The following is a 26,690-nucleotide window of genomic DNA, read 5'->3' as shown; positions in this document are numbered from 1 at the left end:
CGATGAAAAAGTGGATCATATTGCTTGCTTGTATGCTTCTTACTTTGTCAGCATGCGCGCCAAAATTTAATCAAGAAGAGCAAGTAGTGCAAGAGACAGATAATAAAAAACAAAAGGCGATTATTCCAAAGTACAACATTTCTAATTCGTATTATCGCACCATTTTACCTTTTCAACCTGGAGAGGCGCGCGGGCTTGTCGTTGAAAATGTGAATACAAGATTAGATATGGATGAATTTGAACTTGGTTTAATGCGCATTGCACAAGAGAAATTCTCCCCATCGCAATATTTATTCCAACAAGGACAATATTTAGATCGAAAAACGATTGAGTCGTGGCTCAAACGAAAACAAGGAAATGGCGAAGGGTTGAATCCTGCTCTAGGAAATGAAGGGACAAATGCAGAAAAAAATAAAAAATCGCCCCTTTACATTTCACATATTTTAGAACATAACTACTTAGTGAAAACGGGAAACGATAAAGTGAAATTAGGCGGGGTTGTCATCGGACTTGCGATGAATTCTGTTCATTACTATGAAACAGAAGAAGGATATCCACGCGAAGTAAAAATTTCAAAAAGCGATATGGAGAAGGAAGGGAAAAAAGCAGCAGAAGAAATTGTTTCTCGCTTACGTCAAATCGATGGGCTAAAGGAAGTGCCGATCGTCGTTGGTTTATTTGAACAACAGCCGAAATCGTCCATTGTTCCAGGACACTTTTTTGCGGTTGGTTACGTAGATAAGGGAAGCAATACCATTCAAGACTGGGAAAACATCAATGAAGAATATTATGTATTCCCGTCTGATGAAGCGGAAAAAAACCATCGCGATGATCTAGTGAAGTTTCTAAACTTGAAATCGGATATTGAAGAATTTTTCCCGAATTACACCGGAGTCATTGGCAGAGCGTTTTATCGCGATGACCAACTGCAACAATTGACGATTGACATCGTTATGCAGTTTTACGGAAAGGCGGAAGTGATCGGATTTACGCAATACGTTACAGGTCTTCTCATGGAAAAAATGCCTGACTATATGCCAATTTCTGTTTACATTTCTTCCGTCCGTGGACCGGAAAGCATCATTATAAAAAGCCCAGACAAAAGTGAGCCGTTTGTTCACATATATCAGCCATAACATTTGAATATGTATCGCTCATTCGGTAGAATGGGATTGTGTGTGGGAACGCTTTTGTAATCTCAACGAAGGGGGCTTATAAATGGTACAACCTTATAAACATGAACCATTTACTGATTTTACAGTCGAAGCAAACAAAAAAGCGTTTGAAGAAGGGTTAAAAACGGTACAAGCTTATCTCGGTCAAGATTATCCGCTTGTGATTGGCGGCGAGCGAATCATGACAGAAGATAAGATTGTTTCAATTAATCCAGCGAATAAAACAGAAGTTGTCGGTCGCGTAGCGAAAGCGAATAAAGATTTAGCAGAAAAAGCGATGCAAACAGCCGATGCGGCATTTACATGGTGGAGCAAAACAAAGCCAGAAATGCGCGCAGATATTTTGTTCCGTGCGGCAGCGATTGTGCGTCGCCGCAAACATGAGTTTTCCGCATTGCTTGTGAAAGAAGCAGGGAAGCCATGGAAAGAAGCCGATGCGGATACAGCTGAAGCGATTGATTTTATGGAATATTATGCACGTCAAATGTTGAAGTTGAAAGATGGCATTCCTGTTGAGAGTCGTCCAGGAGAAACAAATCGCTTCTTCTACATTCCGCTTGGTGTTGGCGTTGTCATTTCACCATGGAACTTCCCATTTGCGATTATGGCGGGAACAACCGTTGCCGCGCTTGTCACAGGAAATACGGTGCTTTTAAAACCAGCAAGTGCAACGCCAGTCGTAGCATATAAGTTCGTTGAAGTGCTAGAAGAAGCAGGTCTTCCAGCAGGCGTATTAAACTACATTCCAGGAAGCGGCGCAGAAGTAGGCGACTACTTAGTAGATCATCCGCGCACACGTTTCATTAGCTTTACAGGCTCACGCGACGTCGGCATTCGCATTTACGAGCGCGCAGCGAAAGTGCATCCAGGACAAATTTGGCTCAAGCGCGTCATTGCGGAAATGGGCGGAAAAGATACAATTGTCGTCGATAAAGAAGCAGATTTAGAATTAGCTGCACAATCGATCGTGGCATCTGCTTTTGGCTTCTCTGGGCAAAAATGCTCGGCATGCTCGCGTGTTGTCGCGCTTGAAGACGTGTATGACCAAGTATTAAACCGCGTCGTCGAGTTAACGAAGCAATTAAAAGTTGGCAACCCAGAAGAACAAAGCACGTTTATGGGACCGGTTATTGATCAATCGGCGTACAACAAAATTATGGAATATATCGAAATTGGGAAACAAGAAGGCAAGCTTATGACAGGCGGTGAAGGAGACGACTCGAAAGGCTTCTTCATTCAGCCGACGGTGTTTGCCGATGTTGATCCAAAAGCGCGCATTATGCAAGAAGAAATTTTCGGACCTGTTGTGGCGTTTACGAAAGCAAAAGACTTCGACCATGCGCTTGAAATTGCCAACAATACCGAATATGGCTTAACAGGTGCCGTCATTTCAAATAACCGCTTTAACCTTGAAAAAGCGCGTGAGGAGTTCCATGTTGGTAACCTTTACTTTAACCGCGGTTGCACAGGCGCGATCGTCGGCTACCATCCATTCGGTGGGTTCAATATGTCTGGAACAGACTCGAAAGCAGGTGGACCAGACTACTTACTTCTTCATATGCAAGCAAAAACGGTATCCGAAATGTTTTAATGGAAAACCCCTCTTGGCGAAAATGCTAAGAGGGGTTTCAAATACGTAAGATAAGAGTGATAGGGTATAAAAGATGATATAGAAGTGGGTGGTGATGGGCGATTGAGTACAAACATGTACGGCTTAAAAAAGCAAACATTTTATAACCTCATTTGTGTGTTTCGAAATTATGCGAACATCATCGAAAAAGTGATTTTGTTCGGATCAAGGGCAAGAGGCGATTATAAAGAAACGTCGGACATCGATATTGCGATTAAGTTTAGAAGCCATAACGAGCAGCTGTATCGCATTCAAGACGATTTAGCGGAAGCAAATATCATTTATACGGTAGATGCTATTGATTATGAAAAGATCAGCAATGAAAAACTCAAATCGTATATTGATCTTGAAGGAAAGACAATTTTTTTAACGAATGAACGAGGGGAGGTCGTTGTGACGATGAATAAAATCATGGATAAACTATTTGACTTTGAAAAAGCATTAAATAAACTACATCAAAGCATTACGCGTGATGTGGAAAAAGACGACCTAGTTCTTGACGCAACAATTCAACGATTTGAATTTACGTACGAGCTAGCATGGAAATGGATGAAAAGTTACTTGGAATATAACGGAAATAACGAAGTGACAAGTCCGCGAAAAACGATTAAACAAGCATTTAAAGAAGGACTTATTGAAGATGGAGAAGCGTGGATTCAAATGTTAGAAGATCGAAATAGGACATCACATACATACGATGAACAAATAGCGATGGAAATTTATGAACATATTCGCCAGCGATACGTTCATTTATTTGATCAATTATTAGTAGAGATGAAAAAACGAGTTCGTGAATTGGAAGAATAGGGGGAGAATGAGTGAAAAAATTTTTAATAGGAGTTTTGTTGTCGTTTGTCATGTTTGCCCTTTCGCTCTCATTATTTAGCGGTTTTTCTTTCTTTATTGCCATTTTTCCAATTGCAGTACTAGCTGTTCCGTTTATATGTGCGGTAACAGAGGCGCTCATTTTTTTTATCGATGAAAAATGGGGATTTAAATGGGATTGGGCTGTTGTTTTAGGGATCGCAACGATTACGTCGCTTCCTTTTTATCCTCCTTTTGGCTTTGCAGCCCCGATTTATATGGGAGCACTGGGATATTATGTGGGGCGGAGAATCATGTAATTTCATTCGATAAAAAAGAGGGATAAAAAATCCCCCTATGCTTCCACGTCTATAAATTGAAACGATGAAACGTCAAATAAGCCTTGGTCGGTTAATTTCAGCTCTGGAATGACTGGCAACGCTAAAAAGGCGAGCGTAATAAATGGATTGAATTCGTCTGATGCTCCAATCGTTATTAAAGCATCGTGTATCTTTTGCAGTTGTTCTAATACGTCTTCAAACCTTTTCGCTGTCATGAGACCGCTGATTTCAAGCGGCAAGTCTGCCAACACGTGTCCGCTTTCGACAACAGCAAGTCCACCGTTTATATGTTTTATATGTTCAATTGCATTGATGATGTCGTCATCGTTCGTTCCAGCGGCGATGATGTTATGTGAATCATGGGCAATCGATGAAGCAATCGCTCCTTTTTTCAGTTGAAAGCCGTTGACAATGCCAACACCGACACCGAGACCGCGATGACGTTCAACGACAACGAGCTTTAATAAATCTCGCCCGATCGACGGTTGAAAGACGCCATTTTCAACATCCACTTCTGTTACGATTCGTTTCGTATGCAAATGATTTGGAATGATTTGAATGACATTTGCTTGCTTTCCGCGTGTAAACGAAATTTGCACATCTTCTTTTGTTATCTTTTTGGCATGAACCGATTGAGTAATCGCTTTGTCGATCGAAGTTGCTTTCGCCACAGAAAAGGTAGCGCGTCCGTTTTCTGCAACGAGTACCCCTTTTTTATAGACGTGCGTAATGGAAAACGACGGTAAATCTTCGACAAGCAAAAAGTCAGCGTCGTACCCAGGAGCGATCGCGCCTTTCGTATATAGGCGATAACATTCTGCCGCATTTAATGTCGCCATTTGAATAGCTGTAAGTGGATTCATGCCTGCCTGAATCGCTAGACGAATATGATGATCGATACTTCCTTCTGTGACAAGCTCGTCAATATGTTTATCGTCCGTGCAAAATAAAAAGCGACGCGCGTTATACGTATTAATAGCTGGAAGGAGTTTGTTTAAATCTTTTGCGACCGACCCTTCGCGAAGTAAAACGTACATGCCGCGTTGAACGCGAGTGAGCGCTTCGTCTACGGTGACACATTCATGGTCAGTATGGACATTGGCGCTTCGGTATACGTTCACAGCTGTTTCATCCAGTCCAGCTAGATGACCGTCGATCAGTTTATTTGCTTCCATCGCAGCGGCTAGTTTCGCAAGCATAGGTTGCTTTCCTTCTAGAAGTGAAGGATAATCCATCACTTCTGCAAGCCCAAGCACGCGCGGATGGGAAAAGAATGGGGCTAAATGTTCGGCGTGAAGCGTTGCCCCAGCATGTTCAAAAGTGGTTGCAGGCACGCATGATGGCAACATGACATATACATCAAGCGGAATGTCATTGGAGTCGTTTAGCATAAATTCAATGCCTTTTGTCCCCGAGACGTTCGCAATTTCGTGCGGATCCGTAATAACGGTGGTGACGCCGTGTGGAACGACGACGCGAGCAAATTCGCTTGGGGTGACCATTGATGATTCAATATGAACATGTCCGTCGATAAGTCCAGGACATACGTATTTTCCTTTTGCGTCAATGACGGTTTGCCCGTCATATGCACCGATACCAACAATTTTGCCATCGGCAATGGCAATGTCCGCTTGGACAATTTCATGTGTAAAGACGTTGATAATTTTTCCGTTTTTTACGACAACATCGGCTAATTGTTGTTTTGAAGCTACAGTAAGTCGTTTCATAGATGTTCCTCCTCCCCAACTCGATACGAGGAGCAATCCTCGTAGTCAAACGATTTACGGTCGTTTGGTAGAAACTTTCGGACCATATTTCCGAAATTATACGAGTTGTTTTTTTAAAATTTTTTTCATTCTACAACGTTCATCGTTTTTTCGTCAATGAATGATTTTTTCTGTAAGTAAAATGAATGGTAAATGTTGCTTCACTGCGCGAAAGTTTGGTATCATCATAGTATTGTGGAAGGTCGACAATATCGGAGGTGAAACATATGTCACGAATTTCAATCGAACAAGTAAAACACGTCGCGCATTTAGCACGTTTAGCGATTACAGAGGAAGAAGCAACAATGTTTGCGAAACAATTAGACGCCATTATTACGTTTGCGGAGCAGTTAAATGAGCTAGATACTGAAAATGTTCCACCAACGTCACATGTATTAAATATGAAAAATGTGATGCGGGAAGATGTACCGACAGCTGGTCTTCCGTTAGAAGACGTATTGAAAAACGCACCAGACCATCAAGACGGGCAATTCCGAGTACCAGCCATTTTAGAGTAAGGAGGGAAGAATATGTCATTGTTTGACTACCGCATATCTGAGTTACACAGTTTATTACATAAAAAAGAAATTTCTGTTTCGGATTTAGTGGATGAATCGTTTAAACGCATTCATGACGTAGAGGAAAAAGTACAAGCGTTTTTAACGTTAAACGAAGAACAAGCGCGCGCGAAAGCGAAACAGTTAGATGAAAAACTAGCTACGGAAAAGGAATTTGGTTTGCTTTTTGGGATGCCAATTGGCATTAAAGATAACATTGTGACAAAAGGGCTTCGCACAACGTGTGCCAGCAAAATTTTGTACAACTTCGACCCGATTTACGATGCGACGGTTGTAGAGCGTTTAAACGAAGCTGATGCAGTAACGATCGGTAAATTAAATATGGACGAGTTTGCGATGGGATCATCGACAGAAAACTCTGGTTTTCAACTCACGCGCAACCCGTGGGATTTAGAGCGCGTGCCAGGTGGTTCAAGCGGTGGTTCAGCAGCAGCAGTGGCGGCAGGAGAAGTGCCATTTGCGCTTGGATCAGACACAGGTGGATCGATTCGCCAGCCAGCAGCGTTTTGTGGCGTCGTTGGTTTAAAACCGACGTACGGTCGCGTATCGCGCTATGGGCTTGTTGCGTTTGCGTCTTCGCTTGACCAAATCGGTCCAATTACACGCACGGTGGAAGATAACGCATATTTACTACAAGTCATCTCTGGTTTAGATCCAATGGATTCTACATCAGCAAATGTCGATGTACCAGATTATGTTTCTGCCTTAACAGGTGACATTCAAGGTTTAAAAATTGCCGTGCCGAAAGAATATTTGGGCGAAGGTGTATCAGACGAAGTTCGCCAATCTGTTCTTCAAGCGCTAAAAGTGTTAGAAAGCCTCGGCGCAACGTGGGAAGAAGTATCGCTCCCTCATTCAAAATATGCGCTAGCAACATACTACTTATTAGCATCTTCTGAGGCGTCTGCTAACCTTGCTCGCTTTGACGGCGTTCGTTACGGCTATCGGACAGATAATGCGAAAAATTTAATGGAGATGTACAAGCAAACGCGCAGCGAAGGGTTCGGCAACGAAGTGAAGCGCCGCATTATGCTCGGAACGTTTGCGTTAAGCTCGGGCTACTATGATGCGTACTACAAAAAAGCGCAAAAAGTGCGGACGCTCATTAAACAAGACTTTGAAAACGTCTTTGAAAAATACGACGTCATTATCGGACCAACAACCCCAACGCCAGCGTTTAAAATTGGTGAAAAAACGAGCGATCCATTAACAATGTACGCAAACGACATTTTAACGATCCCAGTAAACCTTGCCGGTGTTCCAGGTATTTCGATTCCATGCGGATTTGTCGACGGGCTTCCGGTTGGTTTGCAAATTATCGGCAAACATTTCGATGAAAGTACGATTTACCGCGTTGCTCATGCTTTCGAGCAAGCAACAGACTATCATAAACAAAAACCAACGTTGTAAGGGGGGAATAAGTGATGAATTTTGAAATCGTCATCGGACTTGAAGTGCACGTCGAGCTGAAAACGAAATCGAAAATTTTCTCAAGCAGTCCAAACGCATTCGGAGCGCCCCCAAACACACAAACGAGCGTCATTGACTTAGGGTATCCGGGCGTTCTTCCGGTGCTAAACAAACAAGCGGTTGAATATGCGATGAAAGCAGCGATGGCGTTAAACTGCGAAATTGCGACGGAAACGAAATTTGACCGAAAAAACTATTTTTATCCAGACAACCCGAAAGCGTACCAAATTTCACAATACGACCAACCGATTGGACAAAATGGTTGGATCGAAATTGAAGTGAACGGCAAAAAGAAAAAAATCGGCATTACGCGCATTCATTTAGAAGAAGATGCCGGGAAGCTGACGCATACAGGGGATGGCTATTCGTTAGTTGATTTCAACCGTCAAGGGACACCGCTCATTGAAATTGTCTCTGAGCCAGATATTCGCTCGCCAGAAGAGGCGTATGCGTATTTAGAAAAATTAAAGTCGATCATTCAATATACAGGTGTATCCGATTGTAAAATGGAAGAAGGTTCGCTTCGCTGTGATGCGAACATTTCCCTTCGTCCAATTGGCTCAGACAAATTTGGAACGAAAACAGAATTGAAAAACTTAAACTCATTTAACTTCGTTCGCCAAGGATTAGAATACGAAGCGAAGCGCCAAGAGAAAATTTTATTGTCTGGCGGTGTGATCCAGCAAGAAACGCGCCGTTTCGACGAAGCAACGAAAACAACCATTTTGATGCGCACAAAAGAAGGTTCGGAAGACTATCGTTACTTCCCAGAACCAGATTTAGTGATGCTTTATATTGACGATGAGTGGAAAGAACGCGTACGTGCGTCCATTCCAGAACTTCCGGATGCGCGGAAAAAGCGATATGTCGAAGAGCTTGGTTTGCCGGAGTATGATGCGAAAGTATTAACGCTTACAAAAGAAATGGCAGACTTTTTTGAGGCAACGGTTGCAAATGGTGCGGATCCAAAGCTTGCTTCAAACTGGCTCATGGTCGAAGTATCTGCTTATTTAAACGCAGAACAAAAAGAATTACATGACATTGCGTTAACGCCAGAAAGTCTTGCAAGCATGATTAAACTCATTCAAAACGGCACGATTTCGTCAAAAATTGCGAAGAAAATCTTTAAAGAACTTGTGGAAAAAGGCGGCGATCCAGAGCAAATCGTCAAACAACAAGGGCTTGTGCAAATTTCTGACGAAGCAACGTTGCGCAAAATTGTGTTAGAAGTGCTCGACGCGAATCCACAATCGATCGAAGACTTCAAAAACGGAAAAGACCGTGCGATCGGCTTCTTAGTCGGTCAAATTATGAAAGCAACAAAAGGACAAGCCAACCCACCGCTTGTCAATAAGCTATTGCTTGAAGAAATTAATAAACGATAAAAACAAAGCGGCATTGCCATCGGACAATGCCGCTTTTCTTACAGATGAACAAGCTTTTGTAAAGTGCTTTCGACTTTAAATACACGATTGTTTAATACTTGGATGCTCGATTCGTGGTCGGTGAGGGCAGGGAGTACTTTTTCTTCGAGTATGTTTGTTAAGCGGGTGATGTTTCCTTGCATGTTGTGGACATCGAGCGCGAGTGCATCGTATTTTGCGGCGAGCGCCTCTTGACCGTGACGAACCGCTTCACAAATCGCTTTCGTTTCGAGTGTTCGTTCATCAAGTAACTGTATTTTCTCATCCAGCGTTTGAACTTTCTCATCCAGCGTTTGAACTTTCTCGTCCAGCGCTTGAACTTTCTCGTCCAGTGCTTGTACTTGTTGGCGTAAGGAAGATACTTCTTTTTCAATAGCTTCCACCTTTTGCTCGACTGCTTCCACTCGTTTTTCTAGCGATTCGACTTTTTCTCGAGTTGCTTTTACTTCATGAAGAATTTCGTATAGCAGCTGTTCTACCATTCCTTTCACCTCCTTTTCGTTTCCATTTTACACGAATCGACAGCGGATGACTAGCGAACATATTCGTGTTTTAAGCAAGCTTCTTATAGGCGAGCACATTTTCCCAACGACGTTTTAGTAGAGAACGGCCGGCGAATCGATTACAATGATAGTAGATGAAGGATATAAGGGGAGCACAAGATGGATACGTCATGGCTAAAGCCGATTACGGAGGCGAAATATTTAGTAGTTGATAACGCGTACCGGTACCGCGCGATTTTACGCTATTTTTATACGCAACACGAACGAATGCGGCAATATTTGTTTCCAGAAGAAGTGTACGCTTTTTTAAAACAATTCGATGAATTTCAAGATTATACAGAAGAAGAGCTGCAACAGGACCTAGAGCAGCTCGTCAAATGGAGAAACTTAATCGCTAGACAAGAAACGGGTCATATTCGGACGATTGAGGAATTTAAAAAGAAACGGTTTCGCTATCAATGCAGCCCATATACGGTTGAAATCGAACGAATGATTCGCACGCTTGAGCAGCTAGGGGAGACGTTTGGCGGCTCGCTCGAAAAAACGCGGTTTGACCGCTTGTATGCGTCGCTTATCCGAATGGAATCGATTATCCACGATGGATTTGCCGAAAAAAGGGAAGAAATGAATCAAGTGTGGGAAGAAACGTTTGATTATTTTAAAAAAATCATCCAAAATTCTGCCGACTATATTGCCTATTTAAACGGAGAAAACATGGAAGAACGGATGATGTCTGATTCATTTCTCGTCTATAAAGAACAGTTTACCGCTTATTTGCGCGATTTTATCGTCGCATTGCAAAAAACGTCGATGCAAATTGAAAAACTGCTCGAAGACTTGCCAGAGGACGGTGTTCGCCGTTTTATTGAGGAAGTGGTCGCTTACCAGCTTGCCATTCCACGCTTTGAAGGGGCGATTCTTTCGCGTGAACAGCTAGTAGAAGAGAAATTAGACACGTGGCGCAGTTTAAGCGAATGGTTTTTAGGACGAAACGGGCATGAAAGCGAACTGTCGTTTTTACAAAAGCAGACAAACGAAGCGATTCGGCGAATGACGCGCGTCGTTCAGCGCTTAGGGGAACGTCATCACCACTTCCGCAGCCGAAAAAAAGATTACTTGCATTTAGCGAAATGGTTTTCTTCATTAGAAACGATAGAAGAAGCGCATAAATTATCGGCGGTTGTGTTCGGCTGTTTTCATACAAAGCACATCGTCGCCGAAAACGATGCAACGGAAAATATGTACCGCGATATTTGGGAGGAACAGCCGGCAGAATGGCTCGTAAAACCGCGCGTTCGCCACTACCGAGAAAAGAAAAAGCCAGAAGCAATGATTGATCGGCGGAAAGAAAAAGAGGAAACGATGGCCGCCTACCTAGCAGCGAAACAACAGGAGGAAGAAGAACTCACACAGCTTATAAACGACGGAAAAATTGTACTTCAGGAGCTACCGGTCGTTGCTTCGCATATTCGCAAAACGCTGCTCGGGTGGATTGCAAAAGCGATGGGGCGAGAAGACCGGACGGTGCAAACGGAAAACGGATGGAAAGTGAAAGTAGTCCAACGTGAAGGGACGATTATACTGAAAGCAGAAGATGGTACGTTAATGATGCCAAATTACGAAATCCATTTGCTAGACTAGGAGAAGAGAGAATGGAAAAAGAGTTCGATGAGAAAGCGAAAGAAGCGTTAACGGCGCTGTTTGAACAGTTTTGGATTGTTCGGGAAAAAGAGCCGGAACTTTTTCAAAAAATACGAGAACGTGAAAAAGTGCTAAAGCGGTATGTGCAAGAGAAATTCGGCTATCGGCTCATTGTCCACCGCTATTTTGCTAAGCTCGAAAAAATACCAGCCGAACCAGAAGCGTGGATGGGAATGGAGTCGTTTCAAGAACCGCTCGACTACGCGTTATTTTGTTGCTTGTTAGCATATTTAGAAGGAAAAGCAGTCGAGGAAAAATTTTTATTGTCTGATGTATGCGAAGAAATAAAAGCGATGTATCCAGGCGAAACGGCGCTCGATTGGACGAACTACCAACATCGTCGCGCGTTAATTCGCGTCTTAAAAACAGCCGAGCAAATCGGGATTATACATCACGTCGACGGGGAAGTTGAGGCGTTTGCCAATCAAGAAGACGAAGAAGCGTTGTATGAAGTTCCTGTACTGTCCCGCTATTTTATGCGGTCCTATCCGAAAGACTTCATTCAATATGAAACGATCGAGCAACTGTTGGAGGAAGAGTGGAAAGTGTCACCCGACGACTACCGCCGCCACTTTATTTATCGGCAGCTCTTTTTATCTCCTGTTGTATATCGTCGGCAAAAAGACGACCCAAACTTTTATTATTTGCGCAACTTCCGCCATCGACTGCGCGATGACATCGAGGCGCATACTGATTTTCGCTACGAACTATATAAAAATGCAGCCTTGCTGACGATTCCAGAACGGCAACATGTGTATACGTTATTTCCAGATCAAAAGGGAACGTCGGATATTATCCTTCATTTTGCCTCTGTCGTTCGCGCTCATTTGGACAACTATCCACCGGATGAATACGGGCAAATCCACGTGACGATGTCCGATTTTCGGCAGCTGCTTCACCGGTGCAGCGAGCAGTATGGCGAAGGCTGGAGCAAAACGTATCGGGAAATGACGACGGCACAGCTCGCCTCTGAACTGCTCTCTGCTTTAAAAGACTGGAAGATGGCAGAATATGAACAGGAAACGGGCATGGTCGTGCTTTATCCGCTGCTTGGACGACTTGTCGGTCAATATCCAGACGACTTTACAACGAAAGGAAGAGACGATGATGACAAATAAATGGGTGCTTCATCGCGCGGGATTAATTAATTTTTGGTATTACGACGAACAATATTTCGAGTTTGCCGACGGCAAGTTGTTGTTGCGCGGGACGAACGGCTCTGGGAAGTCAGTAACGATGCAAAGCTTGCTTCCTGTCTTATTGGACGGAAAAAAAACGCCCGACCGGCTCGACCCGTTCGGTTCTCGGGCACGAAAAATGGAAGATTACTTGCTTGGCGAAAAGGAAATTGTCGATCGCGATGAGCGGACAGGCTATTTATTTTTAGAATATAAGCGAATGCAGACGGAACAATACGTAACGACAGGGATTGGCTTACGGGCAAAGCGGCAAAAAAATATGGACTTTTGGGGGTTCGTCATTTTTGATAACCGCCGCATCGGTCGCGATTTATTTTTATATAAAACGGAAAAATCAGCGAACGGCACAGAAAAAATCCCGCTCACCAAACGCGAACTGGCGAATGTACTTGGCAACGGCGGAACGGTCGTGGATTCACAAAAAGAATATATGGAGCTCGTCAATAAGCACGTCTTCCGATTTGAATCGATGGAGGCGTTTCAAGAATTAATTGAGCTATTGATTCAATTGCGTAGCCCGAAGCTATCGAAGGATTTCAAGCCAACGGTCATTTACGAGATTTTAGAAAGCTCGCTCCCCGCGTTGACAGACGACGAGTTGCGCCATTTATCGGAAACGATTGAAAATATGGACCAAACGAAACAGCAGTTAGAGCAGCTAGAGCGCGATGAGCAATCACTAAAACGGCTTTGTGCGCAATATCGAGCGTATAACGAGTATATGATTGCGGAAAAAGCAAGCGAATGGATAAAGGCTGACAAACAAGTGAAGCGGCTAGCAGAAGAAGAAAAGCAATGGCTTGCGGAGGAACAGGAAAAGCAAGCGCACCTTGTCGCTTTGAGCGAATACATTCAAACGCTTGCAAACGAACAGGACGTATTGCATCAACGAGAATTAGAATTAGCGAGCCACGAAGTGTTTCAAGCGGCGAAAGAATATGAGCGAGTCCAACAAGAAATACGCGACATTCATGACAAGCAACAAAAACTATTGCGGCAAATCGATGAAAAAGAGCGGCTCGAACGCCGCTATAAGCGCCAGTTAGAAGAAGACGAAGACCGGCGGTATCAGATAGAAAAGCAACTCACGCAGCAAGTAGAAGACTTACGACATGATGCGATGGAAAGTTCCTTCTCTTCCCATGCTCTTAACGAAGCGGACTTTGCTCGACAGCGCCAAACGAAATTTGATTTTACCGTCTGGAAGCGAGAAGGACAAGAATACGTTGAAAAACTAGAACAAACGATTGCGCTTTGGCGCCGCCATGATGAAATGAAGGCGCGCTATGAAGAAACGAGTAAAGAGGCAGGGGAGCTGCAGCGGGAAGTAGACGAATTGCGCCATGAAGAAGCGAAATGGCTCGAACTGTTAGAAAACGAAAAGGCGCGTTTCCAACAAGAAGTATTTCGCTGGCTCGAACAATGCCAAGACGTTTCCGTACCGGAACCCTCTGTCCAACTATTTTTACAGCGTCTTCACGAACTATACGAAACGTATCACGTCGATGAGATGAAGCAACCGTTTACGGAAGCGTATTACGAAGCACTCAATCGAAAAAACGAAGAAAAAATGAAGCAAAAGCATACGTGCACGTTATTAGAGGAAAAAATTGCCGCAAAAGAAGCCGAATGGAACCAATGGAAAACGCAAAAAGACCCCGAGCTCATGCGCGATGAACAAACGATCGCAGCGCGGGCGGAGTTAGACGAAAAAGGGATTGCTTTTGTCCCGTTTTATGCAGGGGTGGAATTTCAAGACCATGTACCAGAACCGCTTCGGGAGCGGATTGAATCGGCATTGTATCATGCAGGGCTACTTGATGCGTTAATTACAGAAACCGATGTCGAAGTAACGTGTGACCGAGTGATTGTTCCACGTCCTGTCGAACTGGCGCATACATTAGCAGACTATTTGCAGCCAGATGTAGATGAGGGATGCAAAGTGTCCAAAACGCGCATTAACGAAGTACTTCAAAGCATCGTTCTTGCCGATGGAGAAATGGACGGGACGTTTATGCTTCATGAAGAAGGGCGTTATACGCTCGGCTTAATCAAAGGGCATGCCCCGGCGCGGGAAAAAGCGTTGTTTATCGGACGCACTGCCCGCAAGCGTTGGCGGCTAGAAAAGATCGCCGCACTCGAAGCAGAACTCCACGAACTTCGCGCCCAGCTTCATGAGGGAACCGACATGCTAAAACAGCTCGAGCAGACGATTGCGCAAATAACCCGCTGGTTTCGTGCCTTTCCAACCGACCGCGACATGCGCGCGGCCTTTGAAGAACGAGAAAAAACGAAGCGAATGATAATAAGCAAACAACGCGAATGGGAAAAGAAAAACGAAAAGTTAGCCCAGCTTGCCCGCGATTGGCAACAAGCAAAACAAACGTTGCGCGAGCAAACCGAGGGGCTCGATTTAGAGTTTTCCAAGGACGGCTATGAACAGGCGCTTGTTTTTATGAAATCGTATATGCGGCGTCTGCATGAACTTGAGCTTACCCATCAAGCACTTACTCATGTGCTCGACACCATTGATCGTCTCACGGAGCAGTTAGAAACGTTGCAACAAGAAATCGATGAAACGAAAGGCGAACGGCATATGCTCGCAAAAGAGCAGCAAAAACTCGAACTGAAGCGGCAAGAAATCGAGCGGACGCTGCAACTAATGGGCGCAGAAGAAATTCAAGCGGAAATTCAGCGCGTCCGCGACCGGTTGGCATTTTTGCAGCGAGAAATGCCAGCGAAAATGAACGAGCGCATTGCGCTAGAGCATGAGCTGAAAGCCATTCGTGAAAAATGCGAACAGCTTTCGGTGAAAGAAACGTTCGCAAAGCGGCTAGCGGAGGCGTGGAAGCGGTCGTTTGCGCGAGAGCTTTCCCTTGAGCTTGTAGAGCTTCACGGTTCTGATTGGTTGGAAAAAGCAAAAGAAGCGATGCAGCAATACGGGGAGCTAGCGAAAGAAGCTCGAACGTCGCTTGTGAACCGATTAAATAGCGTCTTTTTCCAAGAGTCGGCGAATTTAACGGAATACCGGCTCAGCCAAGAGCCCGTCGCAGCTGAGGAGGACAATTTGTTTACGGATATCGAGCTAGATGAAGAAATGGAATTAAAAGTCTCCGGATGGAGAGAAAAGCAAGACCGCATCGTCCTTTTGCTTGATTATAAAGGGCAGCGCGTATCACCATTTTATGTATTGCGTGAAATCGAGCACGACATTTTCTTGCAGCGGGAATATATGAAAGAGCAAGACCGCGAATTGTATGGAGAAATTATTTTAAAAACGATCGGTCGAATTTTGCGCAGCCGCATTCAACGGGCGGAGCGTTGGGTAAAAGATATGAACGAACTAATGCAACAGCTCGACACGTCTTCTGGGCTGGTGTTGTTTATTCAATGGAAGCCGCGCACCGCGGAAACGGAAGAAGAGATGGATACGAAAGAGCTTGTCGAGTTGTTGCGGATGAACTCGCGGCTATTAAAAGAGGAAGATTTGCAGCGAGTGACGAAACATTTCCGCTCGAAAATTCATCGAGCGCGCGAATTGCTAGAAGAGCGCGGCCAAGGCAATACGCTCCACCAAATTATTAAAGAAGTATTAGACTATCGGAAATGGTTTTCATTTACCCTTTATTACCAAAAAACGAATGAACCGAAACGAGAGTTGACGAACCAACGGTTCTATCAATTTAGCGGCGGGGAGAAAGCGATGGCGATGTATATTCCGTTGTTTGCCGCGACGTATTCGCGTTATCAAGAAGCAGCAGATGATGCGCCGTACATTATTTCGTTGGATGAAGCGTTCGCGGGGGTAGACGAAAATAATATTCGCAATATGTTCGGGCTTGTCGAGCAGCTTGGGTTTAACTATGTGATGAACTCGCAAGCGCTCTGGGGCGATTATGATACCGTTCCGGCGCTGTCGATTTGCGAACTCGTTCGTCCGAAAAATGCTTCGTTCGTGACGGTCATTCGCTATTATTGGAACGGAAAAATAAAGCAGCTTGTTACGGATGAAAAGTTAGCGGCAATGATGAGAGGGGGATCGCATTGAATCGGGTAGAGGAAGCGGTGCAATTTTTTCGCGGTGAACGTTCGTTTCACCGCCTTTTTTGCGAAATGAAAAAGAAATACGAATCGCTTGGTCGCATAGGGGGCACGATTTCCGTTTCGTCTTTTTCGGCGGAGGAAAAGGAAGCGATCGCGTCGTTTTTTGGCAAAGAAATGAGCCGCGTGTCGCTCGCGGCGTTTGAACAACAGCTTGCGAATACAAGGTTTGCCGGCATTTCTCTCGTGGAGTTGCTGTCATGCTATTTTGGCGAGCCGCTCGTAACGAAAAAAGAGCAACAACAAGAAATAGAGCGGGAAAAGGAAGCCTATTTTGCTCGGCTTATGAATACGTATCGAGCACAGCGCGATTGGTTGATGGCGGTAGAAAAGCAGCGGTTTGTGCAATTAGCGTATCAACAAAACCATCACGCGTTAGAGGCGGCGCTTTCTGCTGTTTGCCGCGCGCTCGAACAGCTTCCGTCCACCTACGTTCGCTTGCCCGTTTTTGCGCAAAAAGTAGCGAACGATCCGCATATGTTTGATTTGCATACACTTGCAGGGAAGCTATTGCTTTCGGCGCTCGAATTTTATACGGACACCGAGTACGACCTTTCGGCGGTCGAAGACGTGAACGAACTATTGCAGTCGTATCGGCTGTTGCGGGAAGATGTATTAAACTTTGTGACGTGCGCTGGCGTGATGGCAGAAACAGAGAAAGGCCGCCATCCTGTTTTCGCTGCCGCATGTGCAACGAATACGGCGCTAAATGTGCCGTTACGGGAAGTGATGCCACTAGTGCGGGCGTATCCGTCCGTAGGAAACAACGTCTTTGTCGTCGAAAATGCCGGTGTGTTTTCGACGCTGTTAGATGCGAACGTACCGCTCATTAGCACAAACGGTCAATTGAATTTAGCGACGAGGTGGCTGTTTGATTTACTCGTAAAAGAAGGGGTTACCCTTTATTATTCGGGCGATTTTGACCCGGAAGGACTAAAAATGGCGCAGCGCCTTGTCGAGCGGTACGGTTCATCTGTTCGGCTTTGGCATTACGACTGTTCTGATTATTTGGCGACCAAACCGACCGTTCCGCTATCCGATGAACGTTTGGCGAAACTGCAATCGGTGACGCTTCATGACTTGCAGCCAGTAAAACAAGAAATATTGCGGCGGAAAAAAGCAGGATACCAAGAGGCGCTTGTGGAACAGTTGAGGAGGGAGGTGAAGGGAAGGTAAAGGATCTATTTTTCGAATAATGCATTGAAAGGCGTGAAGAAAAAGAATAAGATAAAGATATCAAATGTTTAAACTTTTAAACAAAAGAAAGGAAGAGGGGAATGGGACAAAAAGCGATCGAGGTGTTTCGATCGTGTATACCATTATTTCAAGCGCTAAGCGATCCTCATCGCCAAGATATTGTATTGCTGCTTGCGGAACACGATAAGCTAACAGTCAATGAAATTACGGAACGGTCAAGTTTATCGCGTCCAGCGATTTCGCACCATTTAAAAATTTTGCGTGACCAAGGACTAGTGTCGGTAGAACAAAAAGGGACATTGCGATACTATGTATTATCTATCGAAAAAGCTGTTGAATTATTGAAAGATTTAATTCATGCTGTTGAGAAGGAGTGCCTTTAGATATGCTAAAGGCCAAATTTTTCATTTTATATGTTTAAGTTTTTAAACGTTTAAAAAAAGGAGTAATGAACAATAAAACCGTCATTATTCCGGGGATGGCGAATAAACTCCTTGCATTTAGTGTTCGTTTTATCCAAACTTTCCAAATGCGTCCAAATGGGTGCGGAAACTATTGAGATGAAAAAGTGTTCCTAACCGGGCACTTTTTTGTTTTCGGACAGTAAATTTGAACAAATTTCGAAAAAAATTTGACGAAAATGTGACAAGTTTTCATGCAGACAACCTATTTCTTTTTTTATTTCCATGTATTATATAAAAAATAACGCTTTCCTCGCTTGTTCTTTAGATTTGAGAAAAGTATTTTTCTTTTTGTCAATGATTTTTCTTTTTGTTTTCCCCTCAATGCAGTTTCTTCCTTACTTTTTTCGTCACAATTATTTCTACAATACATGTTAAAATCATTTTGATAGTGCTAATACCACAAAGTTATTTAAATTCGTTCGTTATGTATTTACTTACTTGTTCAATGAATCACAATTTTGTTGAGGTGAAAAATGATGAAGCGCTTGTTTTCCTTACTGGTAGTCGGATTGCTTCCGCTTCTTGCAGGCTGTGAGATGGTTGTTTTTCAGCCACAAGGACCAGCTGCTCGAAGCATTATGGAGCTCATTACTTGGTCGATTTGGTGGATGCTTCTTGTTGTTGTTGTTGTATTTGCCTTGTTTGCTTATATCGTATGGAAATATCGAGATCGACCTGAGCGTCAAGGAGAGGAGCCTCCGGAGGAGCACGGGAATGTGGTGCTTGAAATTGTATGGACAGTTATTCCGATTCTTATCGTTGTTGCGTTAACGATCCCAACTGTGAGAACATTATTTGATTTAGAAAAGCCTCCGAAGGGGTACGAAGATCAAGATCCGCTTGTTATTCACGTGACATCAGCGGATTGGAAATGGATTTTTAGCTACCCAGAGCAAAATATTGAAACAGTGAACTACGTCAATATTCCTGTCAATCGTCTCGTGCTATTTAAAATGACTTCCGCATCGACTATGCAGTCATTTTGGGTGCCTGCGTTAGCGGGACAAAAATATACGATGAACAAAATGGAGACAGAATTGTACGTTGTTGCGGAACGTCCTGGTTCGTACGAAGGAAGAAATACAAACTTTAACGGACGAGGGTATGCGCATATGCAATTTGAAGTGTTAGCACAAACGCCAAAAGAGTTTGACAAATGGGTACAAGAAGTAAAACAAACGGCACCGAAATTAACGAAAGAAAAATATGAAGAGCTGTTATTGCCAACCCATTTAGGACGATTGACGTTTGTTGATACACATTTACAATGGGTAAACCATGCTGATCCGCAGTCAAAGACGTACACAAATCCAGAATTATATCGCGGGCATGGATACCAAGGAAAAATTTTTGACGAAAATGATCGACATACATCAAATGTGACAGATGATGAGCAACAAGCTTCTGAAAGCTATAGCGGAGGTGAACATCATGGGTATTAAGTGGAATGAAATACTTGTTGGGGGAAACCCGCTTCTTGTTGGTTCACAAATTGCGATTGTACTGACTGTCGTTGCGATTGTCGTTGGCTTAACGTACTTTAAAAAATGGGGTTGGTTATGGCGTGAATGGTTAACGACCGTCGACCATAAAAAGATCGGGATTATGTACATTTTATCTGGTGTATTGATGTTTTTCCGTGGTGGCATGGACGGGTTGTTAATGAAGGCGCAAACGGCTCGGCCAGAAATGAACTTTTTGGATGCGCAACATTACAATGAAATTTTTACAACCCATGGCGTCATTATGATTTTATTTATGGCGATGCCCTTTTTGATCGGTTTAATGAACGTCGTCGTTCCGTTGCAAATCGGTGCGCGCGATGTTGCCTTTCCACAGTTGAACGCGCTTAGCTTTTGGTTGTTTTTCAGTGGAGCGATGTTATTTAACATTTCGTTCGTTGTCGGTGGTTCGCCGGATGCAGGATGGACATCATATTTCCCGCTTGCAGGGAAGGAATTTAGTCCGGGAATCGGAAATAACTACTATGCCATCGCCTTACAAATTGCAGGTCTTGGGACGTTAATGACGGGGATTAACTTTATTGTTACAATTTTAAAAATGCGTGCACCGGGCATGACATTGATGAAAATGCCGATGTTTACATGGACAACACTCATTGCGTCGATCATTATCGTAGCGGCTTTTCCAATTTTCACAGTCGCTTTAGCATTAATGACGTTTGACCGTTTGTACGGCACGCATTTCTTTACCCTTTCTTCAGGCGGCAGCGATATGCTTTGGGCAAACTTGTTCTGGCTTTGGGGACATCCGGAGGTATATATCGTTATTTTACCGGCTTTCGGTATTTTCTCTGAAGTCATTGCGACGTTTTCACGTAAAACGTTATATGGATATAAGTCTATGGTTATTTCTATCGTTGGTATTTCGTTTTTAAGTATGATCGTATGGGTACACCATTTTTACACGATGGATGCTGGCCCTGTGGTAAACTCAATTTTCTCTTTTACAACGATGTTAATTGCAGTTCCAACTGGAGTGAAAATTTTTAACTGGTTGTTTACGATGAGAAAAGGCCGCATCCAATTTACAACAGCGATGTTATGGACGCTTGCTTTCGTACCAAATTTCGTCATCGGTGGAGTGACAGGGGTCATGCTGGCGATGGCAGCGGCCAACTATCAATATCACAACACATTATTTTTAGTCGCACACTTCCATTACGTGTTAATTCCAGGCGTCGTGTTTGCTGTATTTGCAGGATTGTATTATTGGTGGCCGAAAATGTTCGGTTTTATGTTAAACGAGAAACTTGGAAAATATCATTTCTGGTTGTTTACGATCGGATTTAACGTCACATTTATGCCGATGTTTTTCCTTGGTTTAAAAGGAGCCGTTCGTCGTGCTTATACGTACTCGGCCGAGTCAGGCTTTGCGCCGCTTTTCCTCGTTTCTGCGATCGGTTCAATCATTTTAGCGATCGGTTTTGCGGTATTTTGTTATAACATTTATTGGAGCTTCCGTTATGCGAAACGAAATGTTTCCCACGATCCGTGGGATGCGCGTACGCTCGAGTGGATGACAGCATCACCAGTGCAGTTTTATAACTTTGCGGTCGTCCCAGAGGTGAAACAGTTAGACGCGTTTTGGCATATGAAAAAGCGCGGTGAAACGCTCACATTAAAAGAAAGCGACATAAAGAAAATTCATATGCCGAGCAACTCAGGCTTACCGTTTTATATGGCGGTTGTGTTTGGAATTACAGGTTTCTTCCTCGTTTTTGAGGCGCATATCGCGGCAGCTGTTGCGGCAATTGGCATTGTTGTTGGGCTTATTGTTCGTTCCTTTGACTATGACGATGGGTACTATGTAAGCGTCGATGAAATTAAACAAACAGAGCGCACGTGGAGAAATGTAGAAGGGGGGACGGAAAACCATGTCGGCTAACGTCAATCATTCGCTTCCGCTCGAATATCAGACGGAACAAAACCGTCTCAACATTTTAGGATTTTGGATTTTCCTTGGCGCAGAAGTTGTATTATTTGCGACGTTGTTTGCTGTATATGGTGTGTTAGGTAACCGCTATGCCGGTGGCCCGACGCCGAGCGATATTTTTAAGCTAAACGATGTGCTGATTCAAACGTTGTTGTTGTTAACGAGTAGTTTTACATCTGGCTTAGCTGTCTTCTTCATGCGCCGTCGGGATATGAAAAAGCTGCTTACTTGGTTCGTCATTACCCTTTTATTAGGGGCAGGATTTTTATTTATGGAAATTCGTGAGTTTATTCGTTACGTGCACGAAGGAGCAACGATGCAAACGAGCGCGTTCTTATCAAGCTTTTTCGTTTTGCTTGGCACACACGGAGCGCACGTTACATTCGGGATCATTTGGGCAATCATGCTTATCATCCAGTTGCTCCAACGCGGATTGACGCCAGTTACGGCGAGAAAAATGTTTATTATTAGCTTATATTGGCATTTCCTTGATGTCGTTTGGATCTTTATTTTTACGTTCGTCTATTTAAAAGGGATGGTGGCGTAAATGGAACATAAAAGTAAATATCCCGTTAGTCACGTTGTTGGATTTTTGCTTTCGTTAGTTTTAACGTTTGTCGCCGTATTTGTTGCGTTGAAAATGAACGTATCATATACAATTGTGATGTGGATCATTGGCTCACTCGCGGTCATTCAAGCCGGACTGCAACTGTTTATGTTTATGCATGTAACGGAAGGCGAAGACGGAAAAACGAACGTTATTAATATGGCTTATGCGGTATTTGTCGCGATCGTCATTGTCGCAGGCTCGATTTGGGTATTGACATCGGGACATGCGGGGCATTAAAAACAACCGGTCATATGCCGGTTGTTTTTTATACCTGTAAACATGTATATACATGTGTACTTCCCGCATTTTCATCATTTTTGCAAGAAAGAAAACAAGAAAGACTGAGTTGGATGCCGAGCAAGTGAAGAGCGAAGCAAAACAAGTCAATTCATTTTACGTCTTGTTTTTGAACAAGAAAACGGTCAATGGAAACTTGTCGGCATCATTCATGATGAATGGACGACATAACATATACAAAAGGTGTCCGGATAGGGACACCTTTTGTATTACTCACCTTTTAATTGTTTCAGTTGTTGTTCGACTTCTATATCAAATGATTGTGGGGGCAACGTTTGAATGGCTGAGCGAGCTTTTGCTTCTGCTTCAAGTAACATTACTTTTTCTTCCATACGTGCGAAGCCTTTTACGATATGATCGTAACGGAAAGATGTGATCGCCTCATCCATTTGTTTCATCGTTTCAGCGACATAAAAGCGCGTCATTAATTGCATTTGTTTCAATTTTAATTGCTCGTACGTTTCGTACAATTGTTTCACTTTTTCCGTTAAAACGGTTGTTTTTTCTTTTAATGTGTTGTATTGTTGCGTATATAGCTCTAATTTTTTTTCATAGGCGATTTTTTCTTGAAGGGCCATCTTTGCGATCGGCTCTTCATTTTTTTCTACAGCTAATTTTGCTTGGCGAGCCCGCTTTGCGATCATTTCTTCTGCATCTGCGATGAGACGCTCATATTTTTGTTCTAGCACAAACTGTTGTGCCAATGCTTGTTGTGCTTGTTCAAGCTGTTCTTCTAGTTCACGAATGTACTGTTTCGTCATGCGAATCGGATCTTCGCATTTGTCAATGATGTCATGTATGTCGGCAAGAACGACATGTTTTACGCGTTTAAAAATGCCCATATCACTTTTCCTCCTTTTGGATTGTTTTTTCCCATTCATCTAAAAAGCTATCGTTTTGAATAGGTGAGACAAATGGTGCAAATTCAGGTGTCGGCTTTGTTTTGTTTTTTAGTAAAACGTACGCTGCAATGATCGCTAAGACGGCGAGCAACGTTTTTGGTAAAAGCGCAATGAGCCCAATTGCCATCAGCGCACCGCCAATCCACTTCCCACCACCGCGCGTCGTTTTCCAAACGATCCATCCGATGATGACTAATGCCAGCTGAAGAAGGAAAGGAATCCATCCGAACATTGGCATACCGTGTGGTCGCATCATTTGTGGACCGTGATGACCGAACGCGCGATGATGTTTACCCATTCCCATTATGTGTTCTGCTGGCATTCGTCCGCTCCAACCGATGTGCATGAAATAAGTAGCGATGTGCGCGAATACGGCGATGACAACTAGTCCACCGATCAAGAAGAAAACCGTTCGTTTTTTCACATCTATCACCTCCTTCGTTATTTACAGTTTGAATTGTACAAGAGAAAAGAGAAAATTAGGTGAAAAAGAAAAAAACGTGCAACATATTTATGCACGTTTATCATTTGGAAAAGTGATCGTGAATGTCGTTCCTTTGCCAACTTCGCTCTGTACTTGAATGTTTCCTTCATGTGCTTCGACAATCCATTTTGCGATGGAAAGCCCAAGTCCGTGTCCGCCAATTTGTCGTGTCCGCGCCTTGTCTGCACGATAAAATCGGTCAAAAATGCGGGGAAGATGCTCAGGAGCAATTCCAATACCTGTATCAGCCACAGAGATGGTTACTACTTTTCGTTGTTTTATTACGTGTTGAGCTAACGATAGGGAAACTGTTCCGCCTTCAGGTGTATATTTGATGGCGTTATCAAGCAAAATGTACAACAGTTGTGTACATTTGTCCTCGTCTCCAACAAATTCAATTTGTTCAGACGCATGAAACTGAAGCGTAATGTTCTTTTTATTTGCAAGCTCTTGTAACGACTGTAACGTACGTTCTGCACATGCACGTAGTTCAAACGGTTTTCTTTCAATTTGTAGCTTTGCATCGTCTGTACGCGCAAGGGTGAGAAGGTTATTAATGAGCTTTGTCATTCGTTTCGTTTCGTCTCCTAGACGTTCAATTGTTTTTTGGCTGAATGGATCGGACGTTAATGACTCATCCATTTTCAACGCTTCCACAGATGAATAAATGACGCTAAGTGGGGTTCTTAGTTCATGGGAAGCGTCCGCCACAAATTGACGTTGCCGATTGTAGGCATCTTGAATGGGGATGAGCGCTCGTTTGGACATGAAATAGCTAAAGGCAATAGCGACAGCGATAAATAAGACGCCTAGACTAAGCAAAATAAATGTCGACCATTTGAGCAAGCGAAACATGCTTGTCGCATCCATCCCAACGTATAAAATGCCGATAAGTTGTCGGTCAACAATTACTGGTCGGGCAGCCGTTAATATTTTTAATTCATCCGCACGAAATCGTTTTAACTCATAGCGATGATGGGGGATCGTGACTTCGACATATCTCAATTCGTTTTTTTCCGGCGTCCACGGTTGAAGCGTCGAAAGGAGCAGCGGTCGCAATCCTTTATTCACTTCATCTCCCATCATCAATCGTCCGCGCGTATCAATGACGTAAAAAAATAGTTGATCTTCACTTAAAAATATGACGTTTTGATCGCTAGACCACCCGATAAACGATTGCTCTTCTAGCATGTTCTCAATCGTTTGACCTTCTTGTTCGGCGAGCGTGCGAATACGCCGTTCAAGATCATTTGTGATCGTAGCATGAATAAAAAAAGAAACAACCGCAATAAAAATCGCTAAAAAAGCGATAAGAATACCGCTATATGTGGCAGTTAATCGCCATTGTGTGCGGTGAAACATATCGGAATGATGGAAAAAGGATCGAATGCTATTTTTCAATGGTATATCCCACCCCGCGCACCGTTTTAATAAGCTGCTGCTGTTCATCACCAATTTTTTTACGTAACAACTTAACGGTTGCATCAATTGTTTTCATCGACACATCGGCATCATATCCCCAAATGCGATCAAGAATGATGTCGCGCGTTAAAACACGACCTCTGTTTTGCAATAATAAATCAAGTAGTTGAAATTCGCGTGGAGTTAATATAATTTGCTCTCCGTTTTTCGTCAATGTATGGCTTGTGCGATTCACTTCAAATTCTCCCCAGCGGACAATTTCTTCTTGAATCGGTGCAAACGTGCGCCGAGACAATGCTTTCAGCCGCGCCATAAGCTCGTCGATTTCAAACGGTTTCACTAAATAATCGTCCGCCCCGGCTTCCAGTCCTTCCACGCGATCTTGAACCGCATCTTTTGCGGTTAACATTAAAATCGCTCCGTGATAACCATGTTTTCTTAAACGTTGACATACGCTCACCCCATCGCTATTTGGCAACATCCAATCTAAAATGATCACATCATAAAACGAAGCGAGGGCATAATCGTAGGCATCTTCTCCTTCTTGCACCCAGTCAATATGTTCGACTCCTTTTTTCTTCAATAAATGGACGATTAGTTCACCTAAATAGGCATCATCTTCTGCAAGCAATACTTTCATCCTCATCACCTTTTTTTCCTTCATCATATCAAATGTTGGTGAAAAATGAGTGAAAATGAAGAAATGAGATCAGAAAAATAGAAGTGATTAGGAAAAGCGAGGAGTCATTATTTTCTACAAACATAAATACGAAAGTGCTCGAATACATTTTGCTTGTATTAATTGTAGCGACTGTGATAAAAATTTGATATGAAATGTTCGTGTAAGCTGGCTCATTCGAGTCGGCTTTCTTTTGTTCGTTGCAACGATCATGAAAATTTGGTATGATGCTAAATAGTGGAAAAATAAAACAAATAGGATGATGGGGATGAAACGAGCACGTATTATTTATAACCCGACGTCGGGAAGAGAAATATTTAAAAAGCATTTACCTGATGTACTCATTCGGTTAGAACAAGCAGGATATGAAACGTCATGTCATGCGACAACAGGGGCAGGGGATGCGACAGAGGCGGCAAGAAAAGCAGTTGAGCGAGAATTTGACCTTGTTATTGCCGCAGGTGGCGATGGCACGATTAACGAAGTC

At 43.4% G+C, this 26,690-nt stretch carries 23 protein-coding genes and 1 riboswitch; of the genes, 17 read left to right on the top strand and 6 right to left on the bottom strand.

Annotated elements, in window-relative coordinates:
* Positions 1–2 precede the first annotated feature (2 nt).
* From ABEV15_RS07750 to ABEV15_RS07735, 4 genes are all read left to right on the top strand, one after another.
* Positions 3–1,136, top strand: a complete 1,134-nt coding sequence (locus ABEV15_RS07750) for a CamS family sex pheromone protein (RefSeq protein WP_498852866.1) — start codon at positions 3–5, stop codon at positions 1,134–1,136.
* Between the two features lie 82 nt (positions 1,137–1,218).
* On the top strand, positions 1,219–2,766 hold the full coding sequence (gene pruA, locus ABEV15_RS07745) for an L-glutamate gamma-semialdehyde dehydrogenase (protein ID WP_192951489.1): 1,548 nt from the start codon (positions 1,219–1,221) through the stop codon (positions 2,764–2,766).
* A gap of 114 nt (positions 2,767–2,880) precedes the next feature.
* Positions 2,881–3,612: an HI0074 family nucleotidyltransferase substrate-binding subunit gene (locus ABEV15_RS07740; RefSeq protein WP_498852883.1), complete on the top strand. Its 732-nt coding sequence runs from the start codon at positions 2,881–2,883 to the stop codon at positions 3,610–3,612.
* An 11-nt stretch (positions 3,613–3,623) separates the two neighbouring features.
* Positions 3,624–3,929 carry a hypothetical protein gene (locus ABEV15_RS07735; protein ID WP_088223591.1) on the top strand — a complete coding sequence of 102 codons (306 nt, stop codon included), beginning with the start codon at positions 3,624–3,626 and terminating at the stop codon, positions 3,927–3,929.
* Between the two features lie 35 nt (positions 3,930–3,964).
* On the opposite strand, the gene ade is transcribed toward ABEV15_RS07735, so the two are convergent.
* Positions 3,965–5,677 (bottom strand): adenine deaminase, encoded by a 1,713-nt coding sequence (ade, locus tag ABEV15_RS07730; protein ID WP_498852865.1) that lies wholly within the window; start codon positions 5,675–5,677, stop codon positions 3,965–3,967.
* Positions 5,678–5,699: 22 nt separating this feature from the next.
* Positions 5,700–5,801: riboswitch (purine riboswitch) on the bottom strand.
* 142 nt (positions 5,802–5,943) lie between these two features.
* On the opposite strand from ade, the gene gatC reads away from it, so the two are divergent.
* From gatC to gatB, 3 genes are read left to right on the top strand one after another with little or no spacing between them, the layout of a single operon-like run.
* Complete coding sequence (gene gatC / locus ABEV15_RS07725; RefSeq protein ID WP_004888803.1) at positions 5,944–6,234, top strand: Asp-tRNA(Asn)/Glu-tRNA(Gln) amidotransferase subunit GatC; 291 nt, start codon at positions 5,944–5,946, stop codon at positions 6,232–6,234.
* A 12-nt stretch (positions 6,235–6,246) separates the two neighbouring features.
* Positions 6,247–7,704 carry an Asp-tRNA(Asn)/Glu-tRNA(Gln) amidotransferase subunit GatA gene (gene gatA / locus ABEV15_RS07720; RefSeq protein ID WP_088223594.1) on the top strand — a complete coding sequence of 486 codons (1,458 nt, stop codon included), beginning with the start codon at positions 6,247–6,249 and terminating at the stop codon, positions 7,702–7,704.
* A 14-nt stretch (positions 7,705–7,718) separates the two neighbouring features.
* Positions 7,719–9,149 (top strand): Asp-tRNA(Asn)/Glu-tRNA(Gln) amidotransferase subunit GatB, encoded by a 1,431-nt coding sequence (gene gatB / locus ABEV15_RS07715; protein ID WP_192948590.1) that lies wholly within the window; start codon positions 7,719–7,721, stop codon positions 9,147–9,149.
* A 38-nt stretch (positions 9,150–9,187) separates the two neighbouring features.
* Here the strand turns inward: gatB and ABEV15_RS07710 are convergent, their stop codons facing one another.
* Positions 9,188–9,670: a hypothetical protein gene (locus tag ABEV15_RS07710; protein ID WP_498852864.1), complete on the bottom strand. Its 483-nt coding sequence runs from the start codon at positions 9,668–9,670 to the stop codon at positions 9,188–9,190.
* 180 nt (positions 9,671–9,850) lie between these two features.
* On the opposite strand from ABEV15_RS07710, the gene ABEV15_RS07705 reads away from it, so the two are divergent.
* The 9 genes from ABEV15_RS07705 to qoxD all read left to right on the top strand — a co-directional run bounded on the left by ABEV15_RS07705 (position 9,851) and on the right by qoxD (position 22,656).
* Positions 9,851–11,332, top strand: coding sequence for a TIGR02677 family protein (locus ABEV15_RS07705; protein WP_498852863.1), 1,482 nt, complete (start codon positions 9,851–9,853; stop codon positions 11,330–11,332).
* A gap of 11 nt (positions 11,333–11,343) precedes the next feature.
* Complete coding sequence (locus tag ABEV15_RS07700) at positions 11,344–12,510, top strand: TIGR02678 family protein (protein WP_091702584.1); 1,167 nt, start codon at positions 11,344–11,346, stop codon at positions 12,508–12,510.
* Positions 12,500–16,639 carry a TIGR02680 family protein gene (locus tag ABEV15_RS07695; RefSeq protein WP_498852862.1) on the top strand — a complete coding sequence of 1,380 codons (4,140 nt, stop codon included), beginning with the start codon at positions 12,500–12,502 and terminating at the stop codon, positions 16,637–16,639. Before ABEV15_RS07700 ends, ABEV15_RS07695 begins: the two co-directional genes overlap by 11 nt.
* Complete coding sequence (locus ABEV15_RS07690; protein ID WP_498852861.1) at positions 16,636–17,868, top strand: TIGR02679 family protein; 1,233 nt, start codon at positions 16,636–16,638, stop codon at positions 17,866–17,868. Before ABEV15_RS07695 ends, ABEV15_RS07690 begins: the two co-directional genes overlap by 4 nt.
* A 101-nt stretch (positions 17,869–17,969) precedes the next feature.
* Positions 17,970–18,272 (top strand): ArsR/SmtB family transcription factor, encoded by a 303-nt coding sequence (locus ABEV15_RS07685; RefSeq protein WP_003398862.1) that lies wholly within the window; start codon positions 17,970–17,972, stop codon positions 18,270–18,272.
* A gap of 554 nt (positions 18,273–18,826) precedes the next feature.
* On the top strand, positions 18,827–19,795 hold the full coding sequence (gene qoxA, locus ABEV15_RS07680) for a cytochrome aa3 quinol oxidase subunit II (protein WP_498852860.1): 969 nt from the start codon (positions 18,827–18,829) through the stop codon (positions 19,793–19,795).
* A complete protein-coding gene (gene qoxB, locus ABEV15_RS07675) occupies positions 19,785–21,761 on the top strand; it encodes a heme-copper oxidase family protein (protein ID WP_498726126.1) in 1,977 nt (658 codons plus the stop codon). Before qoxA ends, qoxB begins: the two co-directional genes overlap by 11 nt.
* On the top strand, positions 21,751–22,356 hold the full coding sequence (qoxC, locus tag ABEV15_RS07670; protein WP_498726128.1) for a cytochrome (ubi)quinol oxidase subunit III: 606 nt from the start codon (positions 21,751–21,753) through the stop codon (positions 22,354–22,356). The genes qoxB and qoxC overlap by 11 nt, the downstream gene beginning before the upstream one ends.
* Complete coding sequence (gene qoxD, locus ABEV15_RS07665; protein WP_498852859.1) at positions 22,357–22,656, top strand: cytochrome aa3 quinol oxidase subunit IV; 300 nt, start codon at positions 22,357–22,359, stop codon at positions 22,654–22,656. It abuts the gene before it with no gap.
* A gap of 269 nt (positions 22,657–22,925) precedes the next feature.
* Here qoxD and ABEV15_RS07660 read toward each other — a convergent pair whose 3' ends face one another.
* From ABEV15_RS07660 to ABEV15_RS07645, 4 genes are all read right to left on the bottom strand, one after another.
* A complete protein-coding gene (locus ABEV15_RS07660) occupies positions 22,926–23,558 on the bottom strand; it encodes a PspA/IM30 family protein (protein ID WP_004888824.1) in 633 nt (210 codons plus the stop codon).
* Between the two features lies 1 nt (position 23,559).
* Positions 23,560–24,042, bottom strand: coding sequence for a hypothetical protein (locus ABEV15_RS07655; protein WP_004888825.1), 483 nt, complete (start codon positions 24,040–24,042; stop codon positions 23,560–23,562).
* Between the two features lie 87 nt (positions 24,043–24,129).
* Positions 24,130–25,503 (bottom strand): sensor histidine kinase, encoded by a 1,374-nt coding sequence (locus ABEV15_RS07650; RefSeq protein ID WP_498852858.1) that lies wholly within the window; start codon positions 25,501–25,503, stop codon positions 24,130–24,132.
* Positions 25,493–26,164: a response regulator transcription factor gene (locus ABEV15_RS07645; RefSeq protein ID WP_498852882.1), complete on the bottom strand. Its 672-nt coding sequence runs from the start codon at positions 26,162–26,164 to the stop codon at positions 25,493–25,495. Before ABEV15_RS07645 ends, ABEV15_RS07650 begins: the two co-directional genes overlap by 11 nt.
* A 307-nt stretch (positions 26,165–26,471) precedes the next feature.
* On the opposite strand from ABEV15_RS07645, the gene ABEV15_RS07640 reads away from it, so the two are divergent.
* The coding region (locus ABEV15_RS07640) for a diacylglycerol kinase family protein (protein WP_498852857.1) at positions 26,472–26,690 on the top strand (219 nt) is incomplete at its 3' end.

It is taken from the genome of Bhargavaea massiliensis (assembly GCF_050480245.1).
Taxonomy (GTDB): Bacteria; Bacillota; Bacilli; order Bacillales; family Anoxybacillaceae; genus Anoxybacillus.
Note: the sequence above shows the minus strand (reverse complement) of the source record. Positions and strands in the feature narration are given on the sequence as shown.